Below are 23,798 nucleotides of genomic sequence, written 5' to 3' on the forward strand. Positions count from 1 at the left end.
GCTGACCCTGTCAGGCTGGCAGGCGGGTGATGGCCGCAAGCCCTTCCGCACAGCCCAGAACAGCCGCTTTTTCTTTCGCGGTCAGTTGGCTTTCCAGCACAGTAATGCTGGACGCTTCCGCCACTTTCAGTAACCCGACCAGTTGATCCGCATTGATCGGGTCTCCCGGCTTGCGCGCGGGCGGGAGCATGGCAGCATGCGCCTGCAAGAGCCCGGCATCCGCCCGCAGGGCGCGCAGGGCGTCATGCGGAAGGGACGGTGTTTCATCCTCTTCCAGCGCACGCTCTGTTTTCAGCAGCACCTCTGGCGGGTTCGTTTCTTCCGGCACCAGAAGCAGACCGGCTTTTTTAAAAGCCTGCCCCCAGTCCCGGCTGCTGGTCAGCAGGACCAGCGGAATGGAAAACACCAGCCCCAGCAGAACAGGCGCCATCCAGAAAAACAGCGAGGACGAAACAACCCACGCGCCAGTCCCCAGAAGCAGCCCGAAAATGGTGAATCTGGCATATTGCTGCACCACGACGGAGAAGGGTACGCCCCCATCATCCCGCCGCTGCGTGTTCCAGCCGGAATCGTGCCCGGACAAAATGGAGAGCACACCGGAGGTTTGAATCAGCATGGCGATCGGGGCAATCAGCCCGCCGATCAATGTTTCCATCAGCACGGATGCCGCAGCGCGAAGCGCCCCACCGCACCCCTGCCGGACACTCTTGTCAAACAGCAATGCGATATAGGCCAGCAGCTTGGGGGCAAGCAGAATGGCCATGGTGCCGATAAACACATATTTCGCCTGCACCGGGTCCACATGCGGCCAGTGCGGGTAAAGAATTTTGGTATCCCCAAAATATTCGGGCCGCTCAAAATGCGCCTGAAGAGAAATCAGGATACCCGTCAGCAGAAACACCAGCCAGAGCGGGGAGGTGACATACGCACCAATCCCCACCACCATATGCATGCGGCTGATCCAGTGCAGTTTTTTGGTGGGCAGCACTTTCACATGCTGAAGGTTGCCCTGGCACCAGCGCCTGTCACGAATGGCCACATCCGTCAGAGAGGGGGGGCTTTCCTCATAGGAGCCAGCCAGCCCCGGCACCATGTGAATGGCCCAGCCGCCACGGCGCATCAATGCGGCTTCCACAAAGTCATGGCTCAGGATATGGCCGCCAAACGGTTTGCGCCCCGGTACATGCGGCAGGCCCGCCTGCCCGGCAAAGGCCTTTGTCCGGATAATGGCGTTATGCCCCCAGTAATTGCCTTCAGACCCGTGCCACCAGGCTATACCGTGAGCAATCACCGGCCCGTAAACCCGGCCAGCAAACTGCTGCATCCGGGCGAACAGGGTGGTGCCGCCCACAATCACCGGCAGGGTCTGGATCAGCCCCACACCGGGGTTGCGCTCCATGGCCCCCGCCATGCGGACCAGCGTATCCCCAGACATGATGGAGTCCGCATCCAGCGTGACCATCTGGTCATAGGCCGCGCCAAACCGGCGCACCCATTCCCCGACATTCCCGGCCTTGCGTTCCACATTGTTGTGCCTGCGGCGGTAGAAAATCCGGTTTTCTCCGCCTGTCTGCTCACGCAGGGCGAGAAAGGCCGCTTCCTCTTCCACCCACACATCCGGGTTGGTTGTGTCGGAGAGGATGAAAATATCGAAGGCGTCCACCTGCCCCGTTTCACACAGGCTGGTATAAATGGCTTTCAGGCCCGCCATCACCCTGTGGGGAGATTCGTTATAGGTCGGCAGCAGCAGGGCCGTGCGGGTGCGCAGGACAGGCAGCGGGCCGGTGCGCGTGATGCCCAGCCCCAGCCCCCCGCGCGTGACCAGCGAGACAAACCCCGCCAGCGCTGAGGTAAACGCCAGCGCAATCCAGAGAAACAGCGCCACAAACAGAACCAGCATGATCACCCCGAGGGTGGTCGTGCCGTTGGCATCCAGCACCTTATGCGTGCGCCATGCGCCAAACGCTGTCAGCGCCAGTGCCGAACCAATAACCAGAAAGCGCCGCAGGCCGATCGTGGCCGGAGATGTGGCGGGAATTCTGCCGCGCCCTTCCATATCCGGCAGGCCGTGCAGGTCCTGCACAGGCATGGCCAGAGGCGCTTCGGGGGGGAGGGCCTGAAACGGCAGGGACTGCTGGGCAGACTGCGTCATCATGGCGTCCAACGGTACACCCATTCTTCTGAAACCGGTCCGGTTTCCGTCGCCAGAACGCAGCGCAGCTCCACAACCTTTTCATCCCCGGGGACAAACTCGAAGGTTGTGCGCCAGCCATTGATGTTGGGGTTCGGCTCCACAACCACATTGCGGATCTTGCCCGCGGAGGCCTGCGGTTCCAGATGGAAGCGCGTATCCTTGGGCAGGCGCTCGAACGGCACACCCATGAAATCTATGGCGAAGAAGCGGGCTGTCTTGTCATCCACCACCGCGCCGACACGCGTTGCGCCAATGCGCGCCAGTGGCGTGGGGAAGGGGGCATCCCACCCCCAGTACATCCGGTAGGTGAAGCTGTATTCCTTTCCGGCAACCAGAGGGGCCTTGGGCCGCCAGAAGGAAACGATGTTGTCATTCACCTCATTCGGGGTCGGGATTTCAACCAGATCAACCCAGCCCTGCCCCCAGTCCCCAATCGGCTCGATCCAGAGGGACGGGCGCTTCTCGTAATTCAGAGAGAGGTCTTCAAAATCATGGAAGTTCCGGCGGCGCTGCATCAGGCCGAAGCCGCGCGGAGAATCATCTGAAAACGCCGAGAACTGCAAATCAAGCGGGTTACGCAGCGGGCGGAACAGTTCCTGCCCGGACCCGGCCCACATCTGCAGGGCTTCACTGTCATGCGCGGCGGGGCGCCAGTCATCAACATGGTTGCGGTCGTTGGCATCGAAATAGAACATGCCTGTCAGCGGAGCGATGCCGGACTGCTCGATTTTGGTGCGCGGGTAGAGGGTCGACTCGACGTCGAACACCGTTGCGTCCCCCGGCCGGATGGTGAAGCGGAACGCCCCGGCCACCGAGGGGCTATCCAGCAGCGCATGTACCACCACGGCCTGCACGCCCGGCTGTGGCTTTTCCAGCCAGAAGGCGCGGAACAGGGCGAATTCTTCTCCCTTCGGGTCACCCGTGCCATCGGCAAAGCCGCGCGCGGAGAGGCCATAATTCTGGCCCTTGGCAACCGCCCGGAAATAGGACGCCCCCAGAAACACGCAGAATTCCTCCATCACACCGGGAGTGTTGATGGGGGTGCGCAGGCGCAGGCCCGCAAAACCGAGATTATCCTCCACCTTCAGGGAAGGATCTCCATACGAGAACAGATCGGGAGAATAGGGAACGGGGGCGGATTTACCGTCCTTGACTTCAAAAATATCGATCCGGGGGCGGTAGAGGAACCCGCGCGGGAAAAAGGCGACATCAAAAGCCAGATTGTCTTCATGCCACAATGTCCGGTCATCCCGGTAGGCAATGCTGCGAAACTGGTCGAAATTCAGATTGTCCAGCACCTTGGGCAGGCTCTGGTCCGGCCCATGATACGGGGCATTGGCCAGACGCCGGGCGATCTGCCGGACCGTCATCTCATCAAACGTGCCGGTCGCACCGTCCAGCCCTTCAGCTCTGGCCTGGTGCGCAGCACCCCCTGCAAGAGAGGCCAGTGTAACCCCCGCGCCAATCCGAATTAAGTCTCGTCGCTGTACAGATGAAGACACTCCAGACTCCTGAATTCCCTGTCGATGGAAGGGATAAAAAATTCTTTAATGACAAAATTGTCTGTTGATGAGGCTTTTTAAGGGCGTTCCGCCTCGCGCGGTGTCAAGAGTTTTTCAAGCTCCGCAAGACTGGCGGCAGACGCTTCAGCCGCCTGCTTCTCAATATCACGATAGCACCGCACCACGGCAGCCCCCTCTGCAGTCAGAAACGCACCACCCCCACCGCCGGGCCGTGTGACCACCAGAGGCTCACGGAACAGGTGATTCAGGCTATCCACCAGCAGCCATGTGCGCCGGTAGGACATGCCCATGGCCCGCCCCGCCGCAGAAATGGACCCTGTTTCCGCCAGTTGCTCAAGCAGACGAATTTTCCCGTGCCCGAGTGCCGGCGCGGCATCCGCATCCACCCGCAAGGTCAGTCTCAGCCGCCCTGTTGTCATTTCCCTGCCCGCATTCGCCTTGCAGTCCTGCCCATGATACCACAAATTACCGTGTTTTGCTCACCAGAGGTCAGACCCCGGTAATGCTCTCATGACACATCTCGGCGCAGATATCATCTGGCGTGCCATGATGCCAGACGATCTTGCGGCAACCATCACGCTGGCCGCGCGCATCCACCCTGATTATCCGGAAGATGACGATGTCTTCAGGGAACGCCTGGCGCTGGCGCCCGAAGGCTGCTTTGTGCTGACCGATGGCCATAGGGTGCTGGGATATCTGATCAGCCACCCATGGGCCGGGCTGCTTTCCCCACCGCTGAACAGCCTTCTGGGCGCACTGCCCCCGCAGCCGGACCGGTGGTATCTGCATGATCTGGCGCTGGATGATGCTGTCCGGGGGATGGGGAAGGCAAAGGGTGCCATTGCTCTGGTGGAACAGGCCGCCCGCACGGCGCGCATGCCTGTCCTCAGCCTGACAGCCACAGGCCCGGCCAGATCGTTCTGGCTCGGGCAGGGCTTCACACCAGAGACTGTTTCACCGGCCGAACAGGCCGTGCTGGCTTCGTATGACCCCGAAGCCAGTCTTCTCTCCCGGCCTGTCATGGCCGGAGAGTAGGATTACTCTTCCTCGTCGTGTTCGGGTGCCACCATCATGGCATCCGCCACAACGCCGGAATGCTCACGCACCTTGCGTTCAATTTCCGCCGCCATCTCCGGGTGCTCACGCAGGAACTGCTTGGAGTTTTCACGCCCCTGACCAATCCGCTGGCTGTCGTAGGAGAACCATGCGCCGGATTTCTCCACCACACCGGCCTTCACGCCCAGATCAATCAGTTCGCCTACCTTGCTGATCCCTTCACCATACATGATGTCGAACTCAACCTGGCGGAACGGCGGGGCCATCTTGTTCTTCACCACCTTCACGCGGGTCTGGTTGCCCACCACTTCATCCTTGTCCTTGATGGACCCGATGCGGCGGATATCCATACGGACGGACGCATAGAACTTCAGCGCATTGCCGCCGGTGGTGGTTTCCGGGTTTCCGAACATCACCCCGATCTTCAGGCGGATCTGGTTGAGGAAGATCATCATGGTGTTGGAGCGTGCAACTGAGCCGGTCAGCTTGCGCAGCGCCTGGCTCATCAGACGGGCATGCAGGCCAACATGGCTGTCGCCCATATCCCCTTCCAGCTCCGCGCGCGGCACCAGAGCCGCCACACTATCCACCACCAGCACGTCAATCGCGCCGGAACGCACCAGTGTGTCAGCAATCTCCAGCGCCTGTTCCCCTGCATCAGGCTGGCTGATCAGCAGGTTATCCACATCCACGCCCAGCTTCTTGGCGTAGCCGGGGTCCAGCGCATGCTCGGCGTCAATAAACGCGCAGGTCCCGCCCCGCTTCTGGGCTTCCGCAATGGCGTGCAGCGCCAGTGTGGTTTTGCCCGAGCTTTCCGGCCCGTAAATTTCAATCACACGGCCACGTGGCAGCCCGCCAATGCCCAGAGCGATATCCAGCCCGAGGGAACCGCTGGAAATGACATCCGCCTGCTCCCGCGGGCGCTGCCCCAGCCGCATGACAGAACCTTTCCCAAAAGCCCGTTCAATCTGCCCGAGCGCGCCTTCAAGAGCTTTTGCCTTATCCATCATTCACCTTTCCTGTGGCCCGCAGTTGAGGCCGGGAGTGCCGTAATTTTCAAGACGTGCCACAAAAGCCGCGAGCCGGGCAATGACTGGCATCATGCCAGCCAACACGCCAATGTGCGTTAAGAAATCGATCTCTGTTTGTTCTTTTAGGAACAAAAGAAGAACAATGCAAGCCGGAAACAGGCGGCCCGAAGCCGCCTTGCCTCCCGCCATGCCGAGAGCGGAATTTTATTTGGTGTGGCTGGAAGAAACCGCAAGGCCGGACCCGCGCGGGTCTGTCCAGCCGAAGCACTGCCCGGAATCCCCCGGCAGCCCTGCCAGGCAGGACACGAAATTGGCGCGCCCCGCACCGTCCGTAACCTCCGGCCGCTGCCCGGCCACAGCCGCGCGCAGGGCCACTGCCGCCGTATCCGCCGCCACATTCTGCCCGGATGCCGTGGCAGCGGCACGGAACCGCGCCGCGCCCTGATGCGCAATAGCTGCCGTCAGCAGGGGCAGAGGGCGGCGCACCGGAGAAGCCCCCAGCATAATGCCGGTAGAGCCAGCCACACGCCCGGTTCCAAACAGGTTGTTCATGGTCAGCCCGCAGCTGACTGTCTCACCCTCCCGGTCGGTCACCACAAAGGAGGTGGAGGCAGGCAGAGGAGGCAGAGCGGAGCCGGATGGCATATGGCCGGACTCCAGCAGGGCTTGAGCGTCCGCACCGCTCATGGCGGCGTTCTTACCTGTCTGGCGGGCGCGCCAGCCGGCAACAACACTTTCGCCCCGCACGCTGGCATGCCCGTGGCCATCCATGGAGAGATACGCCGCCGCCGTGCCCAGACCGCCATCAGCCGGCGGGGGCAGGAAGCTGATATCCACCCCATCGGACCGGAGGGTGAGCGGCTGTTCCGCTGAAGCCAGGCTGCCGCGCATGTCTGCCGTTGTCAGCCCGCCGCCTGCCGCCTGAGCCGCCTGCGTGAAGCTTTGCGCCAGCGCACCCGTATACAGATCCCCCACACCGGCAATGCGCATCCGCTCCAGCGCACCGGCCAGACGGGTCTGCACCATCAGATCGTTCGCGGCCAGCACACGGCCGCTGCCGTTGCTGAAAATGCTGCGTGTTTTCTCATCCGCCAGAAGCGGGGCCTGCACAGCCGCCAGATCGGACGCCAGAAGGCCGCCCACCGGCACGCCATCCATCGCCAGATTACGGGCGGGGACAATCACATCGGCAAAATCAACGCTGCCGTAGCGCAGCTGCATCATATAGAGGCCACGCGCCAGCATGGGGACAGCCGCCGGGCGGTCCGCCTGCGCATCGGCCTGCCCCGCATGCGGCAGGAAGAGAAAGGCCTGACCCTGCGCATCGCCGGGCCGCCATGCCAGACAGGCCCCGCCAGCCCCGAGGGACGCGCGGGAAGGAAGGGTTACGGAAAGGGCCATCCCCAGCGCGGCTGCGGCATCCGCCGCGTTCCCGCCCTGAGCCAGCACATCCCGCGCCACCAGAGCGGCCTGCGGTTCATCCGCCACAACCTCACCCACAAAGCCTGTAACAACGGGGTGAACAGGCTGCTCCGGCCCCTTGCCACCGCAGGCGGCAAGAGAACAGGTCATAAGCAGACCCGCCATCCGGGCAGGACCAGAAAACAACGGCGCAAGCCGGGCTGAACGGGTCTTCGTGAAACGCTCGGGCACGCCTGGATGTCTCCACTTCTCTGCTCTGCCCGCGAACCGGGCATCTGATCTTCCTGAATTACCGCCGTTCCGGGCAGGCAGCAACACGCACACGCCATTTCCATCACAACAGTTCTGCTTTAGACATAAAGGCACCATGAAAAAGCTGATAACCTTTTCTTTCAGGCGCGCCGCTCTGACTGGAGCCGCCAGCCTCTTCCTGCTCTGTGGCGGGGCGGTTTCCGCTCATGCGGCGGAGGGGAGCTTCACCCCCGCGCAACGGGCTGAAATTGTGGAAATCATGCGCAATGCGCTGAAGACAGACCCCACCATCCTGTCCGACGCCGTGGCCTCCCTTCAGGCTCAGGCCTCCGCCAGAAAAGCCTCCTCCGCTCTGGAAACCGTGCGCCGCAACCGGGCACAGTTCGGCGGAAGCACGACCGACATCGTGCTGGGCAACAAGAACGGTACGCTGGACGTGGTGGAGTTTTATGACCCCCGATGCCAGTATTGCCGCAAGGTGCTGGGCGATGTGGAGCACCTGATCAGTTCTGAACCGAACCTGAGGCTGGTTGAAAAAGTGATCCCGGTGCTGGGGCCAAACAGCCTGATTGATGCGCAGGCTATTATGGCGGCAGGGCTTCAGGACGGCTATTTCCGCTTTCAGAAAGCCCTGATGACCGATTCCGCCACCCCTTCTCTGGACCGGATTCGCCGCATTGCCCAGAGTGTCGGGCTGGATGCGGACCGCCTACTGAAAGACATGAAAAGCCCGACTGTAACCGCTGCCCTGAGCAAGAATATTGAGTTGGCCAAGTCCATTGATCTGGAAGGCACGCCAACCTTCATTATCGGAGACCGGGAAATTATCCCCGGTGCCGCGTCTGAAGCTGACCTGAAAGCCGCTCTCGACCGGCTCCGCAAGGCCCGCTAAGGGCTTTGGCCTTCCCCGGGAAACCGGGAGGAAGGCCGGACGCCGTTTTCAGGCGGCGTTCTCGGTCTGGCGGGCAGGAGGCATCACGCCTTCCTGCCGCAGCAGGTGCGCCAGCGCCTGCACCATCTCATCCATCATCTCATCCGTATGGAACGGCCCCGGTGTCAACCGCAGGCGCTCCGTGCCCTGCGGCACGGTCGGGTAATTGATGGGGGTGGCATACTGCCCGTATTCCACCAGCAAACGGCGGCAGATACGCTTGCACAGTTCCGCATCGCCAATCGGAACCGGCACGATATGGCTGGGCGTCATGGTGAACGGAACGCCTGCCGCCCGCAACCGTGCGCGGAAGGCGTTCACACGCTCGAACATTTTCTCCCGCCGCCAGCCTTCCGCGCGCACCTTGCGCACACTGACCAGCGCCGCGCCGACCACGGACGGGGGCAGAGACGTGGTGAAAATGAAGCCGGACGCAGTAGAGCGCAGGAAATCCACAATCCCGGCGGACGCCGTGATGTAGCCCCCATGCACACCAAAGCCCTTGGCCAGCGTGCCTTCAATAATATCCACCTCATCGGCCACGCCATCGCGCTGGGCAATCCCGCCGCCTTCCTCTCCGTACAGGCCAACAGCATGCACTTCATCCAGATAGGTCAGGGCATTGTATTTGCGGGCCAGTGCGCAAATCCCGGCGATGTCGGACACATCGCCATCCATGGAATACACGCTTTCAAACGCGATCAGCTTGGGTGCCTCCGCCGGGGCCGCGGCCAGCTTCGCTTCAAGGTCCGCCAGATCATTATGGGCGAAAATAACCGTCTGCGCGCCGCGTGCGCCCTTGATGCCCGCAATCATGGAGGCATGGTTCAACTGGTCTGAAAAGCAGATCCAGCCGGGCATGGAGGTCAGGATGGCCTGAAGGCTGGCCTGATTGGACACATAGCCGGACACAAACAGAAGCCCGGCCTCTTTACCATGCAGGGCGGCAAGTTCCGCCTCCAGCGCCGTATGCAGCGGGCTGGTGCCGGCAATGTTGCGCGTGCCCCCGGCACCCACTCCGTGTTCACGGATCGCCGCAATGGCGGCCTCCTGCACTTCGGGCACCACGCCCATGCCCAGATAATCATTTGTGGACCAGACGACGACTTCCCGCCCTTCCGGCAGGGCCGGACCCTCTTCCTCATAAAGGGGAAAGCGGTCTGCAAGGCGGGCCAGTGGGGTGAATGTCCGGTAGCGCCCCTGCTGCCTGATCTCATTCAGGGCCGTATGACAGTGTTCATAAAACGGATGCCGGGCGTTTTTGATCGATGCCACGCTTGTACCTCTCCTCGCGTCGTCAGAAACGGTCGGGGCTCGGCACGGGGCCCGTCGGCCGTCTGGCCGGTCTTTACAGTAACCTGTCAGAATTATTTCACATACACCCGGACAACAGACTTCGTCACGGTCGAATCCGGCATAGCGGCCATTTCCACCTGCGCGGGAGAAGCCCCGGCCTTGATGATGGCCTGTGTCACAGCCTGACCATCCCCCTGCACAAGCTGCACAAGCGCCTGCTGGTCTGTCGCGGGGTCGGCACCCGGCGGCACCAGACACTTCACGACAAACAGAATATCCGGCTTGCGGGCCAGCGCCTTGTGCACCACCTGGCCCACCGGCGCGGTCCACTCGGCGGAGGGGGTGCCTGCCACCAGTTCAACCAGCGGCGGCACGGGCGGCGGTCCCGGCGGGGCCGGGGGAATATAGGGCACAGGGGGCTTGCCCGCCTGTGCGTTGAATGTCTTCTGGTCCACCAGCTTGCATCCGCTCAGGCACACGCTCAGGCACAGGGCAAAACCCGCCACGGGCATGGCCCGAAAGAACGGCCCCCTTTCTGTAAAACGGGAAACAGACAGCATGACGGGCAGATCTCCGGTGCAGACAGGATGACACAACTCTTCCCGTTCTCTTTCGCGCTCCTTGGCGGCAGACGCAAGGTAAAGCCATACGCGCTGGCCATAAAACCACAGTTTCCGCCCCCTGAAACCGCCCACGCCTGCGGCCTGCCTCCTCCGGACACCCCCTTGCTCCGGCCCACGCCCGCCTTTATTGAGCAGAAGCACGATGATGAAGACCTGTCGTGAGGACTGGGCCGTCACGTAAGGCACGCGAATGGCAGAAGCCCCTTCGGAAACACTTCTCTCCGCCCAGCAGAGTGCCGTGGCCAGAATGAGCCGCGCCGCACGGCTGCTGCTCAATGCCGAATCTCTTCCTCCGCACGCCCGCACGCTGCTGAACAGGATGTGCCTGCCGGTTACAGCCCTGTGGTGCCGTGTCCTGCGGTTTGACCCCAGCACGCCCAACTGGCCGGACCGGGACCGGTTTGTCGTGCCCTCCACCACCATGCAGCCCCTGCTGCGCGCCATGCTGCGCCTGACCGGCTCCGGCGCGGATGCCGACCTGCCGCTGGAATATGGCCTCCACCCCGCGGTGGAAGTGGCCCCGGGCCCAGCCGGGCAGGGGGTGGCCGCCGCCGTTGGCATGGCTTTTGCGGAACAGACTCTGGCGCGCCGCTTTGGCCGCTCTCTGGTCAATCACCGCACGTGGGTGCTGGCACAGGACACGGATCTGGCAACCGGCGTGGCGCTAGAAGCCGCCCAACTGGCCGGGCGCTTCGGGCTGGACCGGCTGGCCGTTCTCGTTACCCCTCCGGCAGAGCCGGATGCGGGAGATTTCGCCGATTCGCTCGCCCGCTTCGGTGCCTCCGGCTGGACCGTGCGCAAGGTGGATGCAGGCAGTGCCACGGCCATCAGCTCGGCTCTGGCCGCAACCCTCCGCGCCCGCAAACCCACGCTGATTGCCTGCCTGCCCGCCAGCACGGATGAAGACGTGCTGCCCGGCCCCTCTCTGCCGCCGGAAGAAGAACTGACCGGCCCATGGAGCCCCACCGCACGGCGTGGTGCGGCCACACGGCGCTCCTGGCTCCGCAGGTTTGCCCGCCACCGCCTGCGCGCCACCTTCGAGCGGGAAGTTCTGGCCGAGCGCCCCGCCCTGTTTGAGGAAGACTGGAACCGGGCCTGGCGTGGGCATCTGCGGGCTTCGGCCACCCGGTCCACACAGGATGCAGGTCTTGCGGGGCTACGCGCTCTTTCGGAAATCCTGCCGGAACTGGTGTGTCTCACGGCTTCTTCCGCCTACAGGCTTGACCGCTCCACTCCGGCTGCGCTGCCGGATGCGGCAGACTCCGCCCCCGCTGGTCCCGCGGTTGCGCCTGCCGGTATTCTTTCCGGGGTTCTCTCTGGCGAGCAGTCCTGCGGCATACAGGATCATGGCATGGCAGGCATGCTGAATGGTATTGCCTTGCATGGAGGCCTGCTGCCCTGCTGTGCAGCCAGCGTGATGACAGTGGACCGCATGCGCTCCGCCCTGCGCATGTCCGCCCTGATGCGCCGCAAGGTGCTCTATCTGCTGACAGGAGATGGGCTGGCGCTGGGGGATGGCGGCGGCGGCTGGCAGCCTGTGGAGCAGCTTGCCAGCCTGCGCGCCATGCCGCATCTGGCTGTTTTCCGCCCGTGTGACACGCATGAAACCCTCGCCTGCTGGGAGGCCGCCCTGGCCTGGCAGGGTGGCCCGGCCATGCTGCTTCTGTGCCCCTATGAAAACCAGCACGGCGCACTGCCCCCACCAGCCTTCGGTTCCCCCGCCCGGGGGGGATATCTCGTGAAGCAGGAAGAGGCCCCGCAGGTCACCCTGATTGCCTCCGGGCCGGAGGTTGCCATTGCGCTGAAAGCGTCGCACCATCTGGCCCGACAGAATATTCGGGCCGCCGTTGTTTCCATCCCCTGCTGGGAGCTGTTTGCCGAACAGCCCGCACGGTACAGGAAGACAGTGCTGGGCGTATCCGGCCTGCGCGTTGGGATTGAAGCCGCGTCCGGCTTTGGCTGGGAACGCTGGCTTGGCGAAGAAGGAGTTTTTGTTGGCATGGATGATTTCGGTACGTCCGCCCCGGCCAACGCTTTGTATGAACGCTTCGGCATTACTGCCGAGGCGATCTGTGAGACGGTGCATACGCATCTTCTTGCCTCAGGCGCAGCACGGGAGGTATCCCTGTCCGCGCCGGACCAGCCCCGAACCCGCGTTCGGGGACCGTGAACGACAAGACCATAGAAAATAATAAAATAACCGGAGTTTAAAAAACATGGCAGTCAAGATTGCAATCAACGGGTTCGGACGTATTGGCCGGCTTGTCCTGCGCGGTATTATTGAAAGCGGGCGGACGGACGTTGTTCCTGTCGCCATTAACGATCTGGGCAGCGTTGCGGCCAACGCCCACCTGCTGAGCTATGACAGTGTCCACGGTCGCCTCCCGGCTGAAGTGAAGGTGGATGGCAACAAGCTCATCATCACCGCGCATGGCCGCACATGGGACCCGATTATCGTTTCCGCGGAGCGTGACCCCTCCAAGGTGCCTTTCCAGGGCGTGGATGTGGCCATGGAATGCACGGGCCTGTTCACCTCCAAGGAAAAAGCCGCCCCGCTGCTGGCTGCCGGCGCACGCAAGGTCATTATCTCCGCACCGGCCACGGATGTGGATGCCACCATCGTTTATGGCGTGAACCAGAACGTGCTGACACCGGACATGACGGTGATCTCCAACGCCTCCTGCACCACCAACTGTCTGGCTCCGGTCGCTCAGGTGCTGGAAAACACGTTCGGCATTGAATGCGGTTACATGGTAACTATCCATTCCTACACGGGTGACCAGCGCACGGTGGATACCCTGCATTCAGACCTGCGCCGCGCTCGCGCCGCCGCTCTGAACATGATCCCGACCTCCACGGGTGCCGCCCGCGCTGTGGGTCTGGTTCTGCCGCAGCTTAAAGGCAAGCTGGATGGCACCGCCATTCGCGTGCCGACAGCCAACGTCTCCCTCGTCTCGCTCGATTTCATCCCGAAAAAAGTCCCTGCTTCCGTGGAAGACGTGAACAATGCCCTCAAGGCCGCGGCCTCCGCAGGCCCACTGAAAGGCATTCTGGACTATTCCGACGCGCCGCTGGTCAGCTCTGACTTCAACCACGCGCTGGCCTCTTCCACCTTTGATGCAACCCAGACCACTCTGGTCGATGGTGGCAAGCTGGTGCGCATCTGCGCCTGGTATGACAATGAATGGGGCTTCTCCAACCGCATGTCTGACACAGCGGCTCTGTTCGGAGCACTCTGATGGCCATTCTTCCCTTCAACACGCTGGATAAGCTTGACCCGAAGGGCAAGCGTATCCTGCTCCGGGCGGATCTCAATGTTCCCATGCAGGATGGGAAGATTACGGATCTGACGCGTATCGAGCGTATTGTGCCCACCATCCGGGAACTGGCGGACAAGGGCGGGCGCGTGATCGTGCTCAGCCATTTTGACCGGCCCAAGGGCAAGGTTGTGCCCGGCATGTCCCTGGAGCCCATGGCGCAGGCTCTTGCCATGGCGCTGGGGCAGCCTGTCAGCTTCGCGCATGACTGCATTGGCCCGCAGGCGGAAGCCGCCGCAGTCGCCCTGAAAGACGGGGAAGTGCTGCTGCTGGAAAACACCCGCTTCTACCCCGGTGAGGAAACCAACGCACCGGATCTGGCTGCCGATCTTGCAAAACTGGGCGATGTATACGTGAACGATGCGTTCTCCGCAGCGCACCGGGCCCATGCCTCCACCGCCGGTGTGGCGCAGCATCTGCCGTCCTATGCCGGCCGGCTGATGGAAGCGGAACTCTCCGCGCTGGATGCAGCACTTGAAAACCCCACCCACCCTGTAGGCGCGATTGTTGGGGGAGCCAAAGTCTCCACCAAACTCGCCCTTCTGGAAAACATGCTGGAACGCGTTGATGTTCTGATTGTGGGCGGGGCCATGGCCAACACCTTCCTGGCTGCCAAAGGGCTGAATGTTGGCAAGTCGCTCAAGGAAGAGGACATGCTGGACACCGCCCGGCAGATCATGGCCAAGGCACAGGAAAAAAACTGTGATCTGGTTCTGCCGGTTGATGTTGTGCTTGCAGAAGATTTCATGGCCGGAGCGCCCACGCTGGTCGCACCCGTAACTGAAATTCCCGATGGCTGGATGGCGCTGGATGTCGGGCCGGAAACCGTCAAGTTGCTGAAAGGCAAGCTGGCGGGGCTGAAAACGCTGGTCTGGAACGGCCCTCTGGGTGTGTTCGAGCTGCCGCCGTTTGATGAAGGCACCAATGCCGTCGCGCAGGAAGCCGCCCGCCTGACAAAGGCCGGTGCCCTGAAAACCATTGCCGGAGGGGGGGACACCGTTGCCGCCCTGCGTCACGCCGGTGTGCTGCACGACATGACCTATGTCTCCACAGCAGGCGGTGCGTTTCTGGAATGGCTGGAAGGCAAGGTCCTGCCGGGCCTGACAGCCATCAGCACCACACTGGAGCGGACAATTCCGGTCTGAAAACCCCTGCGGGTTTCAGGACATTTGTCTGATTGCAAAATTGCGCCGGGGCCCTCAGGCCTCCGGCGTTTTTTGTATCACCACACTATCTCTGCCTGACACGCCCGCGTGTGTTCATCAGCCCCACACCTGCGATAATAATCGCACCCCCCACCAGAGTCAGCAGGCTGGGAATTTCCGCTGTGATCAGAAACGCCAGAAGCAAGGTCGTGGGGGAGAGCAGGTAGAGAAGGCCGGAAGACCGGGCAACGCCAATCCTGCCCACAACATAGGCCCACGCCCCATACCCCAGAATGGCTGGAAACACCGCCAGTTGCGCCACCAGACCCCATCCTGAAACCGGACCGGCCCGCAAATCCTGCACGGCCTGCCCGAGCCAGGGTGTAAGCAAAACAGCCCCGACCATCAGAACATAAGCCGTTGTTGTCAAAGCCCCATATACAACAACAAGTTTTTTCTGAACGGAGTTATAGACAGCCGCCGCAAACGCCGCAGCCAGAACATCCGCAGCGCCTGAACCGAATGTCAGCCCGCCCGGCTGCCCCTGCGCCACCAGCACAACGCCACAGAAACTGACCAGTGAGCCAACCCAGCCCCACACGGACAAGCGCTCTCCCATGGCCACAACCGCAATAATGGCTGCAATCAATGGTGAAAAGCTGATGAGCAGCCCCGCCGCTCCGGCAGAGACCGTCTGCTCACCCACATTGAACAGGATATTATAAAGGGCAATCCCGACAGCCCCGCACACGATAAAACGCGGCAGATCCCGCATACGTGGCAGCATGGGCCGGGTGTAGACACACCACACCAGCACAATGATCGCCGCCAGCGCGTACCGGGCCGCGGCAAGCGGTATGGGGGGAAGCACATGCAGGGCCATTTTCACAACTGGGTAGGCACTGGCCCAGGACAGGATTGCCAAAACCGCTGCAAAAACCGGCAGATGAGGGGCGGATGCGGTGGAAGAACAAACCGGCGGGGCCGGAGCAGGCCGTGCATCCATTACGTTACTCTCTTCGCAAAACCTGATCAGTCATGAAAGAAGCAAGTTTGCCTGCTACAAAGTCGCGCTTGAGGGCGGCTTCATCATACTCATCGCGCACCCAGTCCAGAAAAGGAAGGCGCCCTTCGGCATCGGCCTGAAACCGCAGGAAAAACGCATCCAGAATGCCTGTGCGGGACTGCCGGAAATGCCCGTAACGCCAGGATAGTTCCTTCAGGGCCTGCTCCGCAGTGCCCCCCTCAAACAGGATTACCAGACCAGACGCCAGCCCTGCCCGGTCCGCCCCGGATTTGCAATGCATGAGCATGGGAAACGCAATCTGCTGATACAGCCCGGCAAAACGCAAAATCCGGTCACGGTGCGGAGCCCCCCGGCTTTCAAACGCCATATCAACATGCGCAAGCCCGAGCCGCGCCGCCGCATTGCGGGAGAGCGCGTCCGACCCGCATTGGCGATGCCCGCGCAGATTGACAAGGGTTTTGAGCCCGAACCGCCGCATGGCCCATTTCAGGCGCGCAGGTGTGGGGTGGTTGCAGCGGTACACCTTGCCCGGCACCACCGCATGAAAATTTGTCCAGACCAGCCGGAAAATAGCGTGGTCCACAAACAAACTGTCTGTCCATGCCCGCGTACGACCGGCAAGGGAGGAAAGATGGCCGTCAAACACGAACTACACTGCTCCGTTCTTCATGAAGAACTGGTGTCTCATTCTTGGGCCACCAGCGTCAATCTTTTCAACCGCCGCTTTTCAGCCGCAGCGCGCCTGAGAGCGTCTGCAGGAGCATCAGCCTGCGCGTCGGGCCGAGGGGCTCAGGGCAGGGGTACTGGCAAATCAGGAGACCAATCAGGATATTACTCAGCATCCCTGTCAGGCGTGGGCCGCGTATCAAGTGTGAGGCAGAAAAACACCAGATCCAGCCACTGGCCAAATTTGGTGCCCACCTCTTTCATCGCCCCGGTTTCTTCAAAGCCGAGCTGCCTGTGCAGGGCGGCGGACGCTGTATTGCCGGCATCAATTCCAGCAACCATCACATGCTTACCCTCCGCCCGCGCCCGCGCAATCAGAGCCCGCATCAGCGCCAGACCAATGCCCTGCCGGTGCGCCTCCGGGTGCACATACACGCAATGTTCCACCGTATGCCGGTATCCATCCCATACACGCCACGGGCCGAACGAGGCGTAACCGGCAACGTCTCCTGCTGCCGTAACCGCCACCAGAACCGGATTCCCGGCCTGCTGACGCTCCCGCACCCATGCGAGACGATTGGCCTCATCCACCACGGTCTCGTTCCAGATGGCTGTTGTGTGCTCTACGGCATGATTATAAATCGCCGTAATGCGGGGAATATCAGCGGGGCAGGCATCGCGCAGGTGAAGCATCCGCCTTTTATGCAGGAGGAGCGACCTGAAAAGCAAACAGGCCACGCTCTCCATTCCGACCTTACATCCCGGGGGGAGACACCTGTACCCCCGTTTCTGTTGGTTCCCGAAGTTTATAGAGAGCCAGAGAAAACTTGTTTGGTTTGTTCCTGTGTCTGTGCCGGACATTGGCGGCATAAACCAGGGTATAGTGCTCCTGCAGCCACTGGCAGACCGGAGCTTCCACCTGATGCGTCTCACAGCCCACATAGGGTGTCACCACATACGGCGGGTTCTGCTGAAGGTCCTGCATATACCGCTTCCAGGCATTCTCCCTGAAGAGGATATCGATATGGTTTGCAAACAGGTAGACGTCAAAAGGCTTTAGATCAGACAGGTAAAAGACAGCGTGATAGGTTCTGATATCCAGAACACGCGCACGCCCTACCATCCGGGCTATCCCTGCATAGTCCACACGCCGCGTATAGGACGCGACATTGATGTTGTCGTGCAGCCTCACGCCTATGAAAAACAGGGTGGTCACACATAACGGCAACATGGCCAGACAAGAAGGCGAGGCGCCGTCACGCAGCAAAATAGCCAGCATGATCACCGCTGGCGCAAAGCACAGTATGAAATAATGCTCATACGGATGCCCGGATATCAAAGTGGCCGGAAAGGACGAGACACACCATGCAGGCAGAATCAGATTTCTGCGCCCGTCACGCTGCCGCAAACGAACAGGAAACCGTCTGACCCACCCGACAAGAACAGGCACCATCAGCAGCAGGTAAAACACCATCCAGAACGCGCAGAGCAAACGCTGTGAGAGCGTTCCGCTATACTGGTGCAAAAAGCTTCTCTGCATGGAGAAATAGGCCTGCAAGGCCCCATGCCCGGCAATCAGATAAGGGGAGAACAAAACCCCAAGCCCGCTGCACAGCCCAAGAAAGGCCAGCAGAACCCGGGAAACCCTGAACCAGCCGGGGGAGAAAAGCAGCAAAGCCGCAGGGGCCAGCAGGCAGACCACCGCCAGATAATTCACATTGATAACCAGGGCGGCGCAAAACCCCGCGAGAAAAAACAGAAGGGTTTTTCCTGTTTCCACACCCCTGAGCATCAGTGCCAGAATCAAGGCCTCGCCGGTGACGAGAACAAGCTCGGTATTCCCGGCCAGAACATTGAAAACGGCCCCAAAGACCACCAGACCTGCAAAGGCATGAACGCGGTTGAAGCGGCCGAAGGCACGGCAGAGCATGCAGAACGCCCCGCACAGCAGAAGAGACAGAACCGTGAATTTTCCCGGATAAACGGGAAAAAGTCGGTCCCATACCCCGTAGAACAGGTAAACCCCAAAGGGCTTGTGATCAAAGGCATAGCTGTAGGGCAGACTATGCTCCCGGAGCAGCCCGCGCCCCAGAATCACGTAATAGGCCGGATCTCCATCCGAAAACGGAATCACGCAATAGCTGAGGACATAAAGAAGTATGAGCCCTATAAAGCCATAGTGTACAAAGCGCGAGGATAAGAAAGAACGCGTCCACGGCAGGCACATTGAAAAAAACTTTTCCGCCTTATTCTCCTGCACAGGCACTCCTGAATTCTCTATACAATACGTGAATTCATATCAAGAAAGAAATAATACTCTCTCCGGCATGAAAGCATTTGTATAGTCTCTATACCATCCCGCCTTTACCAGTCACCATTCTTATTCTCTTGACCCGCATGAGAGCGCATAAAAAAACCTGATGCGTCTGTCACAACGCATCAGGTTTCCCAGTTTTTTCAGGACTGGCCGTAAAAACCCCGGCCAGCCTTAATACCTCATCCCTCAGAAGCCCTGCGGTTCCTCAGGCTTTGCGCTCAATCTGCAGCTCTTTGATGCGGCCAATCGCCTTGGCCGGATTCAGCCCTTTCGGGCAGGTCTGCGTGCAGTTCATGATGGTACGGCAGGCATAGAGCTTGAAGGTATCCTCCAACTCATCCAGCCGGTCCCCTGTATGCTCATCACGACTGTCGGCAATCCAGCGATATGCGGCCAGAAGGACGGCAGGGCCGAGATACCGGTCCCCATTCCACCAGTAAGACGGGCAGGATGTTGTGCAGCAGAAGCACAGGATACATTCCCACATGCCATCAAGCTTGGCGCGTTCTTCAATGCTCTGCCTGCGTTCGGCATCCGGCGGCGGTGCGGTGTCTGCCTGCATCCACGGGCTGATGGAGCGCAACTGCGCATAGGCCCCTTCAAGATTGGGCACCAGATCCTTGACAACCGGCATGTGCGGCAGCGGATAGATGCGCACATCCCCCTTGATGTCCTTGATGGGCTTTAAGCACGCAAGCGTGTTTTCCCCATCAATATTCATGGCGCAGGAACCGCAGATCCCTTCACGGCAGGACCTGCGGAATGTCAGGGTGGGATCTACCTCGTTCTTGATATGGATAATGGCGTCCAGCACCATCGGCCCGATGGTATCCAGATCCAGTTCATAGGAATCCACCACCGGATTTTTATCATCATCCGGCGTCCAGCGATAAATCCGGAATGTCTTGACATTTTTGGCCCCGGCTGGCGCGGGGTAGGTTTTTCCTACCCCGATCTCGCTGTTGCGCGGCAGTCTGAGTTCGACCATGTTCGCCTCCCTTCTTCGCCCGTTCTTCCCGTCGGCTCAGTAAACGCGCTCTTTGGGTGGGAAGACCTGAACATCATCTGTCAGGGTCTTCATATGTACCGGACGGTAGGTCAGCTTCACGCCGCCTTTCTCATCCAACCAGGAAACGGAGTGCTTCATCCACTCCTTGTCATCACGCTTGGTGAAGTCATCCCGCGCATGTGCGCCACGGCTTTCATGCCGGGCCAGACCGCTTTCCAGAGTAACCGTTGCATTCGCCAGAAGATTTTCAAATTCCAGCGCTTCCATCAGGTCACTGTTCCAGACCAGAGAGGTATCGGACACGGAAATATCTCCAAGCCCGGCCCAGATCTGGCGGATTTTATCAACACCTTCCTGAAGGCTTTCCTCTGTGCGGAACACAGCGGCATGGGCCTGCATGTCACGCTGGAGGCGATCCCGCATGACGGAAACCTTCGTGTTGCCCTTGGCGTAACGCAGCCTGTCCAGACGGTCGAGCGCGGCCTCTCCCGCACCAACGGGAAGCGGCTTGATGAAATCGGTCGGTTTGACAATTTCCGCTGCACGACGCGCCGCAGCGCGGCCAAACACAATCAGATCCAGCAGGGAGTTCGTGCCAAGGCGGTTTGCCCCATGCACGGACACACAGGCCGCTTCACCCACAGCCATCAGGCCGGGCACCACGGCGTCCGGATTATCGGAGGTCGGGCGAATGACTTCCCCATGAATATTGGTGGGGATGCCACCCATATTGTAATGAACTGTCGGCAGAACCGGCACGGGTTCCTTCGTTACATCCACACCGGCAAAAATCCGCGCCGTTTCCAGAATGCCCGGCAGGCGCTGGTGCAGAAGGTCCGCACCCAGATGCTCCAGATGCATCATGATGTGGTCTTTTTTCGGCCCGCAGCCCCGGCCTTCCTTGATCTCGATTGTCATGGCGCGGGACACCACATCACGCGAGGCAAGATCTTTCGCCGTGGGAGCATAACGCTCCATGAAGCGCTCACCTTCGGAGTTGGTCAGATACCCTCCTTCACCACGGCAGCCTTCCGTAAGCAGGCAGCCAGCCGGATAAATTCCTGTCGGGTGGAACTGCACGAATTCCATATCCTGCGTGGGCAGGCCGGCGCGCATGGCCATGCCGTTTCCATCCCCTGTGCAGGTATGGGCCGAGGTGCAGGACTGGTAGGCACGGCCATAACCGCCCGTGGCCAGCACCACCATTTTGGCATTGAAGCGATGAATGGTGCCGTCATCCAGACACCAGGCCATCACGCCACGGCACACTCCGTCTTCATCCATGATCAGGTCGATGGCGAAGTATTCAATAAAGAATTCAACGTTATGCTTCAGGCACTGCTGATACAGCGTATGCAGGATGGCATGCCCGGTCCGGTCCGCGGCGGCGCAGGCGCGCGGCACCGGGGCCTTGCCATAATCACTCATATGGCCGCCAAAGGGGCGCTGGTAGATCTTGCCATCTTCCGTGCGGGAGAAGGGCACGCCAAAATGTTCCAGTTCCTGCACGGCGGGCACAGCCTCGCGGCACATGAATTCAATGGCGTCCTGATCGCCCAGCCAGTCTGACCCCTTTACGGTGTCATACATATGCCAGCGCCAGTTATCCTCAGCCATGTTGCCCAAGGAGGCCCCGATGCCACCCTGAGCGGCCACCGTGTGGCTTCTGGTCGGGAAAACCTTGGTCACGCAGGCAGTCTTGAGGCCCGCGGCCCCCATGCCCAGCGTTGCGCGCAGGCCGGAACCGCCTGCTCCTACAACCACGACATCATAAGCGTGATCGACAATCCGGTAAGCTCCCCGGGACGGAGAGGTATTGGCATTCATCGTGACGGCGCTCCCATGTGCGTTCGGCCTGTCATGTCTTCAGGTTTCGTGCCGCCCCGACATGTGGCGCAAACAGGCGGCACAGGATTCAGATCTGGTCTGCTCAGGACCGCCGGCTGCCGGCGACCACAAGCTTCACCACGGCAAACACGCCAAGAAGCCCGAGCAGCGAGGTGACGAATTTGACCAGAATGCGGGTCGGCAGGTGCGCCTTGCCGTGCACATAGTCATCCACAATCACCTGCAGACCGAGCTGGGCGTGATAAAAGGTGGCAATGATCAGGGCGGTCAGCATGGTGGCATTCACCGGCTTGCCGCCCCATTTCACAACATCCGCATGGTCAGCCCCGCCAAGGCGGAACATCTGGACAACAAACCATGTTGAAAGCGGCAGGAGAGACGCCGCCGTCACACGCTCGGCCCACCAGTGCTCCGTGCCGGACCCACCGGCTCCCAGCCCGCGTGCGCGGCCAAGCTGTGAGCGCATGACCTCAATGTGAGGAACAGAAGCATTCATGTCAGGAAGCCTTCCCTGCTTTGGCAAGGGCACGCGCCCGTTTGGCCGCAACGCCCAGAAGGCCCACAGCCAGCACCGCGCTGACACCCGCTGTCACGCCGACAGCCACCGGACCATCCTTGTTCAGCTCTTCTTTGTCGTACCGCTTGCCGGAATCCCAGATAAGGTGCCGGATGCCGCCCACCGTGTGATACACAACGGATGCAAGCCACCCCACCAGCAGGAGCTGGCCCGCGGGGTTGCCTGTCACTTTGCGGGCTGTGGCAAACGCTTTTGGCCCTTTGGCCGCGGCCGCAAGCCAGAACACGCCCAGAGCCGCGCCGCCGGTTGCGACAACACCCGTCAGGCGGTTCGAAATTGAAAGAACCATGGACAGGCGATAGCGATAAATTTGCAGATGCGGCGACATCGGCCGCTGAATGAGTCTGCCGTCACTTCGGGTCCCTACATAGAGGGCCTTGCGGATATCCTGCATTGTCAGCCTCGTATCCTGTCCGTCTATTCCTTACACCGGCTCAGACCGGCGTTTCTGCATCGGAATTTTTCCTACGCCCCCCCCGCAGACCGGTCAATTCAGCCAGCCAACACGAGGCCGCGAGGCGGGGCGACCTCACTCAGCCGTGTCTGGGCAGGAGGTCCAGGGCAACCATGGTTTCAGCAATCTGTACGGCGTTCAAAGCCGCGCCTTTCCGCAGATTATCGGACACGCACCAGAAAGCGAGACCGTTTGGAACAGTCGGGTCGACACGAAGACGTGAGACATAGCTCGCATCTTCACCAACGCACTCGATTGGAGTCACATACCCGCCATCTTCACGCTCATCACGCAGGATCACGCCCTCGGCCTCACGCAGGGCTTCACGCGCACGGTTCAGGTCAACCGGTTCCGCAAACTCCGCCACAACCGCTTCAGAATGACCGATAAACACCGGCACACGGACGCAGGTTGCAATCACGGAAACGTCAGGGTCGAGAATTTTTCTCGTCTCCACCGCCATTTTCCATTCTTCCTTGGTCGCGCCATCGTCCATGAAGCGGTCAATCTGGGGAATGCAGTTGAACGCTATCTGCTTCTGAAACTGTTCGATTTTCGGCGGGTCGTTCACAAAGCTGCCGCGTGACTGGGAGAAGAGTTCATCCATCCCGTCTTTCCCCGCGCCGGATACCGCCTGATAGGTCGACACCACAACACGCTTGAGCGTGAACAGGTCATGCAGGGGTTTGAGGGCCACCACCATCTGGATGGTTGAGCAGTTCGGGTTTGCAATAATATTGCGCTTCATGCGCTTGAGCGCATTCGGGTTGACTTCCGGCACCACCAGCGGCACGTCCGGGTCCATACGGAAATGTGATGTGTTATCAATCACCACGCAGCCCGCTTTGGCGGCAATCGGTGCATATTTAGCCGAAACCTCACCACCGGGAGAGAACAGGCCAATATCCCAGCCCGTGAAATCAAAAGTTTCCAGATTCTGGACTTTCAGAACCCGGTTCCCGAACGAAACCTCGCGCCCGGCAGAGCGCGGTGACGCCAGTGCAACAATATCGTCAACGGGGAACTCCCGCTCCGCCAGTGTCTTTAAAATTTCGCGCCCCACAGCCCCGGTGGCGCCTGCAACTGCAACCCGATACCCCATAACTCTTC

Annotated in this window: 21 protein-coding genes; 5 read left to right on the forward strand and 16 right to left on the reverse strand. The window is 60.8% G+C overall.

Annotated features, from left to right (window positions below; translation table 11 throughout):
• Positions 1-10: 10 nt before the first annotated feature.
• The 3 genes from mdoH to GOB82_RS03990 form a co-directional block, all read right to left on the reverse strand.
• On the reverse strand, positions 11-2,176 hold the full coding sequence (mdoH, locus tag GOB82_RS03980) for a glucans biosynthesis glucosyltransferase MdoH (RefSeq protein ID WP_166119986.1): 2,166 nt from the start codon (positions 2,174-2,176) through the stop codon (positions 11-13).
• On the reverse strand, positions 2,152-3,696 hold the full coding sequence (locus GOB82_RS03985; protein ID WP_166119989.1) for a glucan biosynthesis protein: 1,545 nt from the start codon (positions 3,694-3,696) through the stop codon (positions 2,152-2,154). The genes mdoH and GOB82_RS03985 overlap by 25 nt, the downstream gene beginning before the upstream one ends.
• A 77-nt stretch (positions 3,697-3,773) precedes the next feature.
• The gene (locus GOB82_RS03990; protein WP_166119991.1) at positions 3,774-4,136 is read right to left on the reverse strand and encodes a winged helix-turn-helix domain-containing protein; all 363 of its coding nucleotides are present in this window, start codon (positions 4,134-4,136) and stop codon (positions 3,774-3,776) included.
• Positions 4,137-4,227: 91 nt separating this feature from the next.
• Between GOB82_RS03990 and GOB82_RS03995 the strand changes: the two genes are divergently transcribed.
• On the forward strand, positions 4,228-4,752 hold the full coding sequence (locus GOB82_RS03995; protein WP_166119994.1) for a GNAT family N-acetyltransferase: 525 nt from the start codon (positions 4,228-4,230) through the stop codon (positions 4,750-4,752).
• Positions 4,753-4,754: 2 nt separating this feature from the next.
• On the opposite strand, the gene recA is transcribed toward GOB82_RS03995, so the two are convergent.
• Together recA and GOB82_RS04005 are read right to left on the reverse strand one after the other, a co-directional pair.
• Entirely contained in the window at positions 4,755-5,780 is a 1,026-nt protein-coding gene (gene recA, locus GOB82_RS04000) for a recombinase RecA (RefSeq protein WP_242007199.1), read from the reverse strand.
• Between the two features lie 228 nt (positions 5,781-6,008).
• Positions 6,009-7,376 (reverse strand): gamma-glutamyltransferase, encoded by a 1,368-nt coding sequence (locus GOB82_RS04005; RefSeq protein WP_242007185.1) that lies wholly within the window; start codon positions 7,374-7,376, stop codon positions 6,009-6,011.
• A gap of 217 nt (positions 7,377-7,593) precedes the next feature.
• On the opposite strand from GOB82_RS04005, the gene GOB82_RS04010 reads away from it, so the two are divergent.
• The gene (locus GOB82_RS04010; RefSeq protein WP_166120002.1) at positions 7,594-8,370 is read left to right on the forward strand and encodes a DsbA family protein; all 777 of its coding nucleotides are present in this window, start codon (positions 7,594-7,596) and stop codon (positions 8,368-8,370) included.
• Positions 8,371-8,418: 48 nt separating this feature from the next.
• Here GOB82_RS04010 and hemA read toward each other — a convergent pair whose 3' ends face one another.
• On the reverse strand, positions 8,419-9,684 hold the full coding sequence (gene hemA, locus GOB82_RS04015; protein WP_166120005.1) for a 5-aminolevulinate synthase: 1,266 nt from the start codon (positions 9,682-9,684) through the stop codon (positions 8,419-8,421).
• Positions 9,685-9,776: 92 nt separating this feature from the next.
• Positions 9,777-10,514 carry a hypothetical protein gene (locus GOB82_RS04020; protein ID WP_265794226.1) on the reverse strand — a complete coding sequence of 246 codons (738 nt, stop codon included), beginning with the start codon at positions 10,512-10,514 and terminating at the stop codon, positions 9,777-9,779.
• A gap of 4 nt (positions 10,515-10,518) precedes the next feature.
• Between GOB82_RS04020 and GOB82_RS04025 the strand changes: the two genes are divergently transcribed.
• The 3 genes from GOB82_RS04025 to GOB82_RS04035 are packed head-to-tail and all read left to right on the forward strand — an operon-like array spanning position 10,519 to position 14,790.
• Positions 10,519-12,498, forward strand: a complete 1,980-nt coding sequence (locus tag GOB82_RS04025) for a transketolase-like TK C-terminal-containing protein (protein ID WP_166120007.1) — start codon at positions 10,519-10,521, stop codon at positions 12,496-12,498.
• Positions 12,499-12,544: 46 nt separating this feature from the next.
• Positions 12,545-13,567: a type I glyceraldehyde-3-phosphate dehydrogenase gene (gap, locus tag GOB82_RS04030; RefSeq protein WP_166120010.1), complete on the forward strand. Its 1,023-nt coding sequence runs from the start codon at positions 12,545-12,547 to the stop codon at positions 13,565-13,567.
• A complete protein-coding gene (locus GOB82_RS04035) occupies positions 13,567-14,790 on the forward strand; it encodes a phosphoglycerate kinase (RefSeq protein ID WP_166120013.1) in 1,224 nt (407 codons plus the stop codon). Before gap ends, GOB82_RS04035 begins: the two co-directional genes overlap by 1 nt.
• A gap of 85 nt (positions 14,791-14,875) precedes the next feature.
• On the opposite strand, the gene GOB82_RS04040 is transcribed toward GOB82_RS04035, so the two are convergent.
• From GOB82_RS04040 to GOB82_RS04080, 9 genes are all read right to left on the reverse strand, one after another.
• Positions 14,876-15,796 (reverse strand): DMT family transporter, encoded by a 921-nt coding sequence (locus GOB82_RS04040; RefSeq protein WP_166120015.1) that lies wholly within the window; start codon positions 15,794-15,796, stop codon positions 14,876-14,878.
• 4 nt (positions 15,797-15,800) lie between these two features.
• The gene (locus GOB82_RS04045; RefSeq protein ID WP_166120018.1) at positions 15,801-16,463 is read right to left on the reverse strand and encodes a fused DSP-PTPase phosphatase/NAD kinase-like protein; all 663 of its coding nucleotides are present in this window, start codon (positions 16,461-16,463) and stop codon (positions 15,801-15,803) included.
• Between the two features lie 185 nt (positions 16,464-16,648).
• The gene (locus GOB82_RS04050) at positions 16,649-17,176 is read right to left on the reverse strand and encodes a GNAT family N-acetyltransferase (RefSeq protein ID WP_166120021.1); all 528 of its coding nucleotides are present in this window, start codon (positions 17,174-17,176) and stop codon (positions 16,649-16,651) included.
• 61 nt (positions 17,177-17,237) lie between these two features.
• Positions 17,238-18,617 carry a hypothetical protein gene (locus GOB82_RS04055; RefSeq protein WP_166120023.1) on the reverse strand — a complete coding sequence of 460 codons (1,380 nt, stop codon included), beginning with the start codon at positions 18,615-18,617 and terminating at the stop codon, positions 17,238-17,240.
• A gap of 388 nt (positions 18,618-19,005) precedes the next feature.
• Complete coding sequence (locus tag GOB82_RS04060; RefSeq protein ID WP_166120026.1) at positions 19,006-19,788, reverse strand: succinate dehydrogenase iron-sulfur subunit; 783 nt, start codon at positions 19,786-19,788, stop codon at positions 19,006-19,008.
• A gap of 36 nt (positions 19,789-19,824) precedes the next feature.
• Positions 19,825-21,636 (reverse strand): succinate dehydrogenase flavoprotein subunit, encoded by a 1,812-nt coding sequence (gene sdhA, locus GOB82_RS04065; protein ID WP_166120029.1) that lies wholly within the window; start codon positions 21,634-21,636, stop codon positions 19,825-19,827.
• 103 nt (positions 21,637-21,739) lie between these two features.
• Positions 21,740-22,153 carry a succinate dehydrogenase, hydrophobic membrane anchor protein gene (gene sdhD, locus GOB82_RS04070; protein ID WP_166120031.1) on the reverse strand — a complete coding sequence of 138 codons (414 nt, stop codon included), beginning with the start codon at positions 22,151-22,153 and terminating at the stop codon, positions 21,740-21,742.
• Between the two features lies 1 nt (position 22,154).
• The gene (gene sdhC / locus GOB82_RS04075; protein ID WP_166120034.1) at positions 22,155-22,628 is read right to left on the reverse strand and encodes a succinate dehydrogenase, cytochrome b556 subunit; all 474 of its coding nucleotides are present in this window, start codon (positions 22,626-22,628) and stop codon (positions 22,155-22,157) included.
• A gap of 139 nt (positions 22,629-22,767) precedes the next feature.
• Positions 22,768-23,790, reverse strand: a complete 1,023-nt coding sequence (locus GOB82_RS04080) for an aspartate-semialdehyde dehydrogenase (protein WP_166120037.1) — start codon at positions 23,788-23,790, stop codon at positions 22,768-22,770.
• Positions 23,791-23,798: the final 8 nt, after the last annotated feature.

This window comes from Acetobacter farinalis, from assembly GCF_011516935.1.
Lineage (GTDB): Bacteria > Pseudomonadota > Alphaproteobacteria > Acetobacterales > Acetobacteraceae > Acetobacter > Acetobacter farinalis.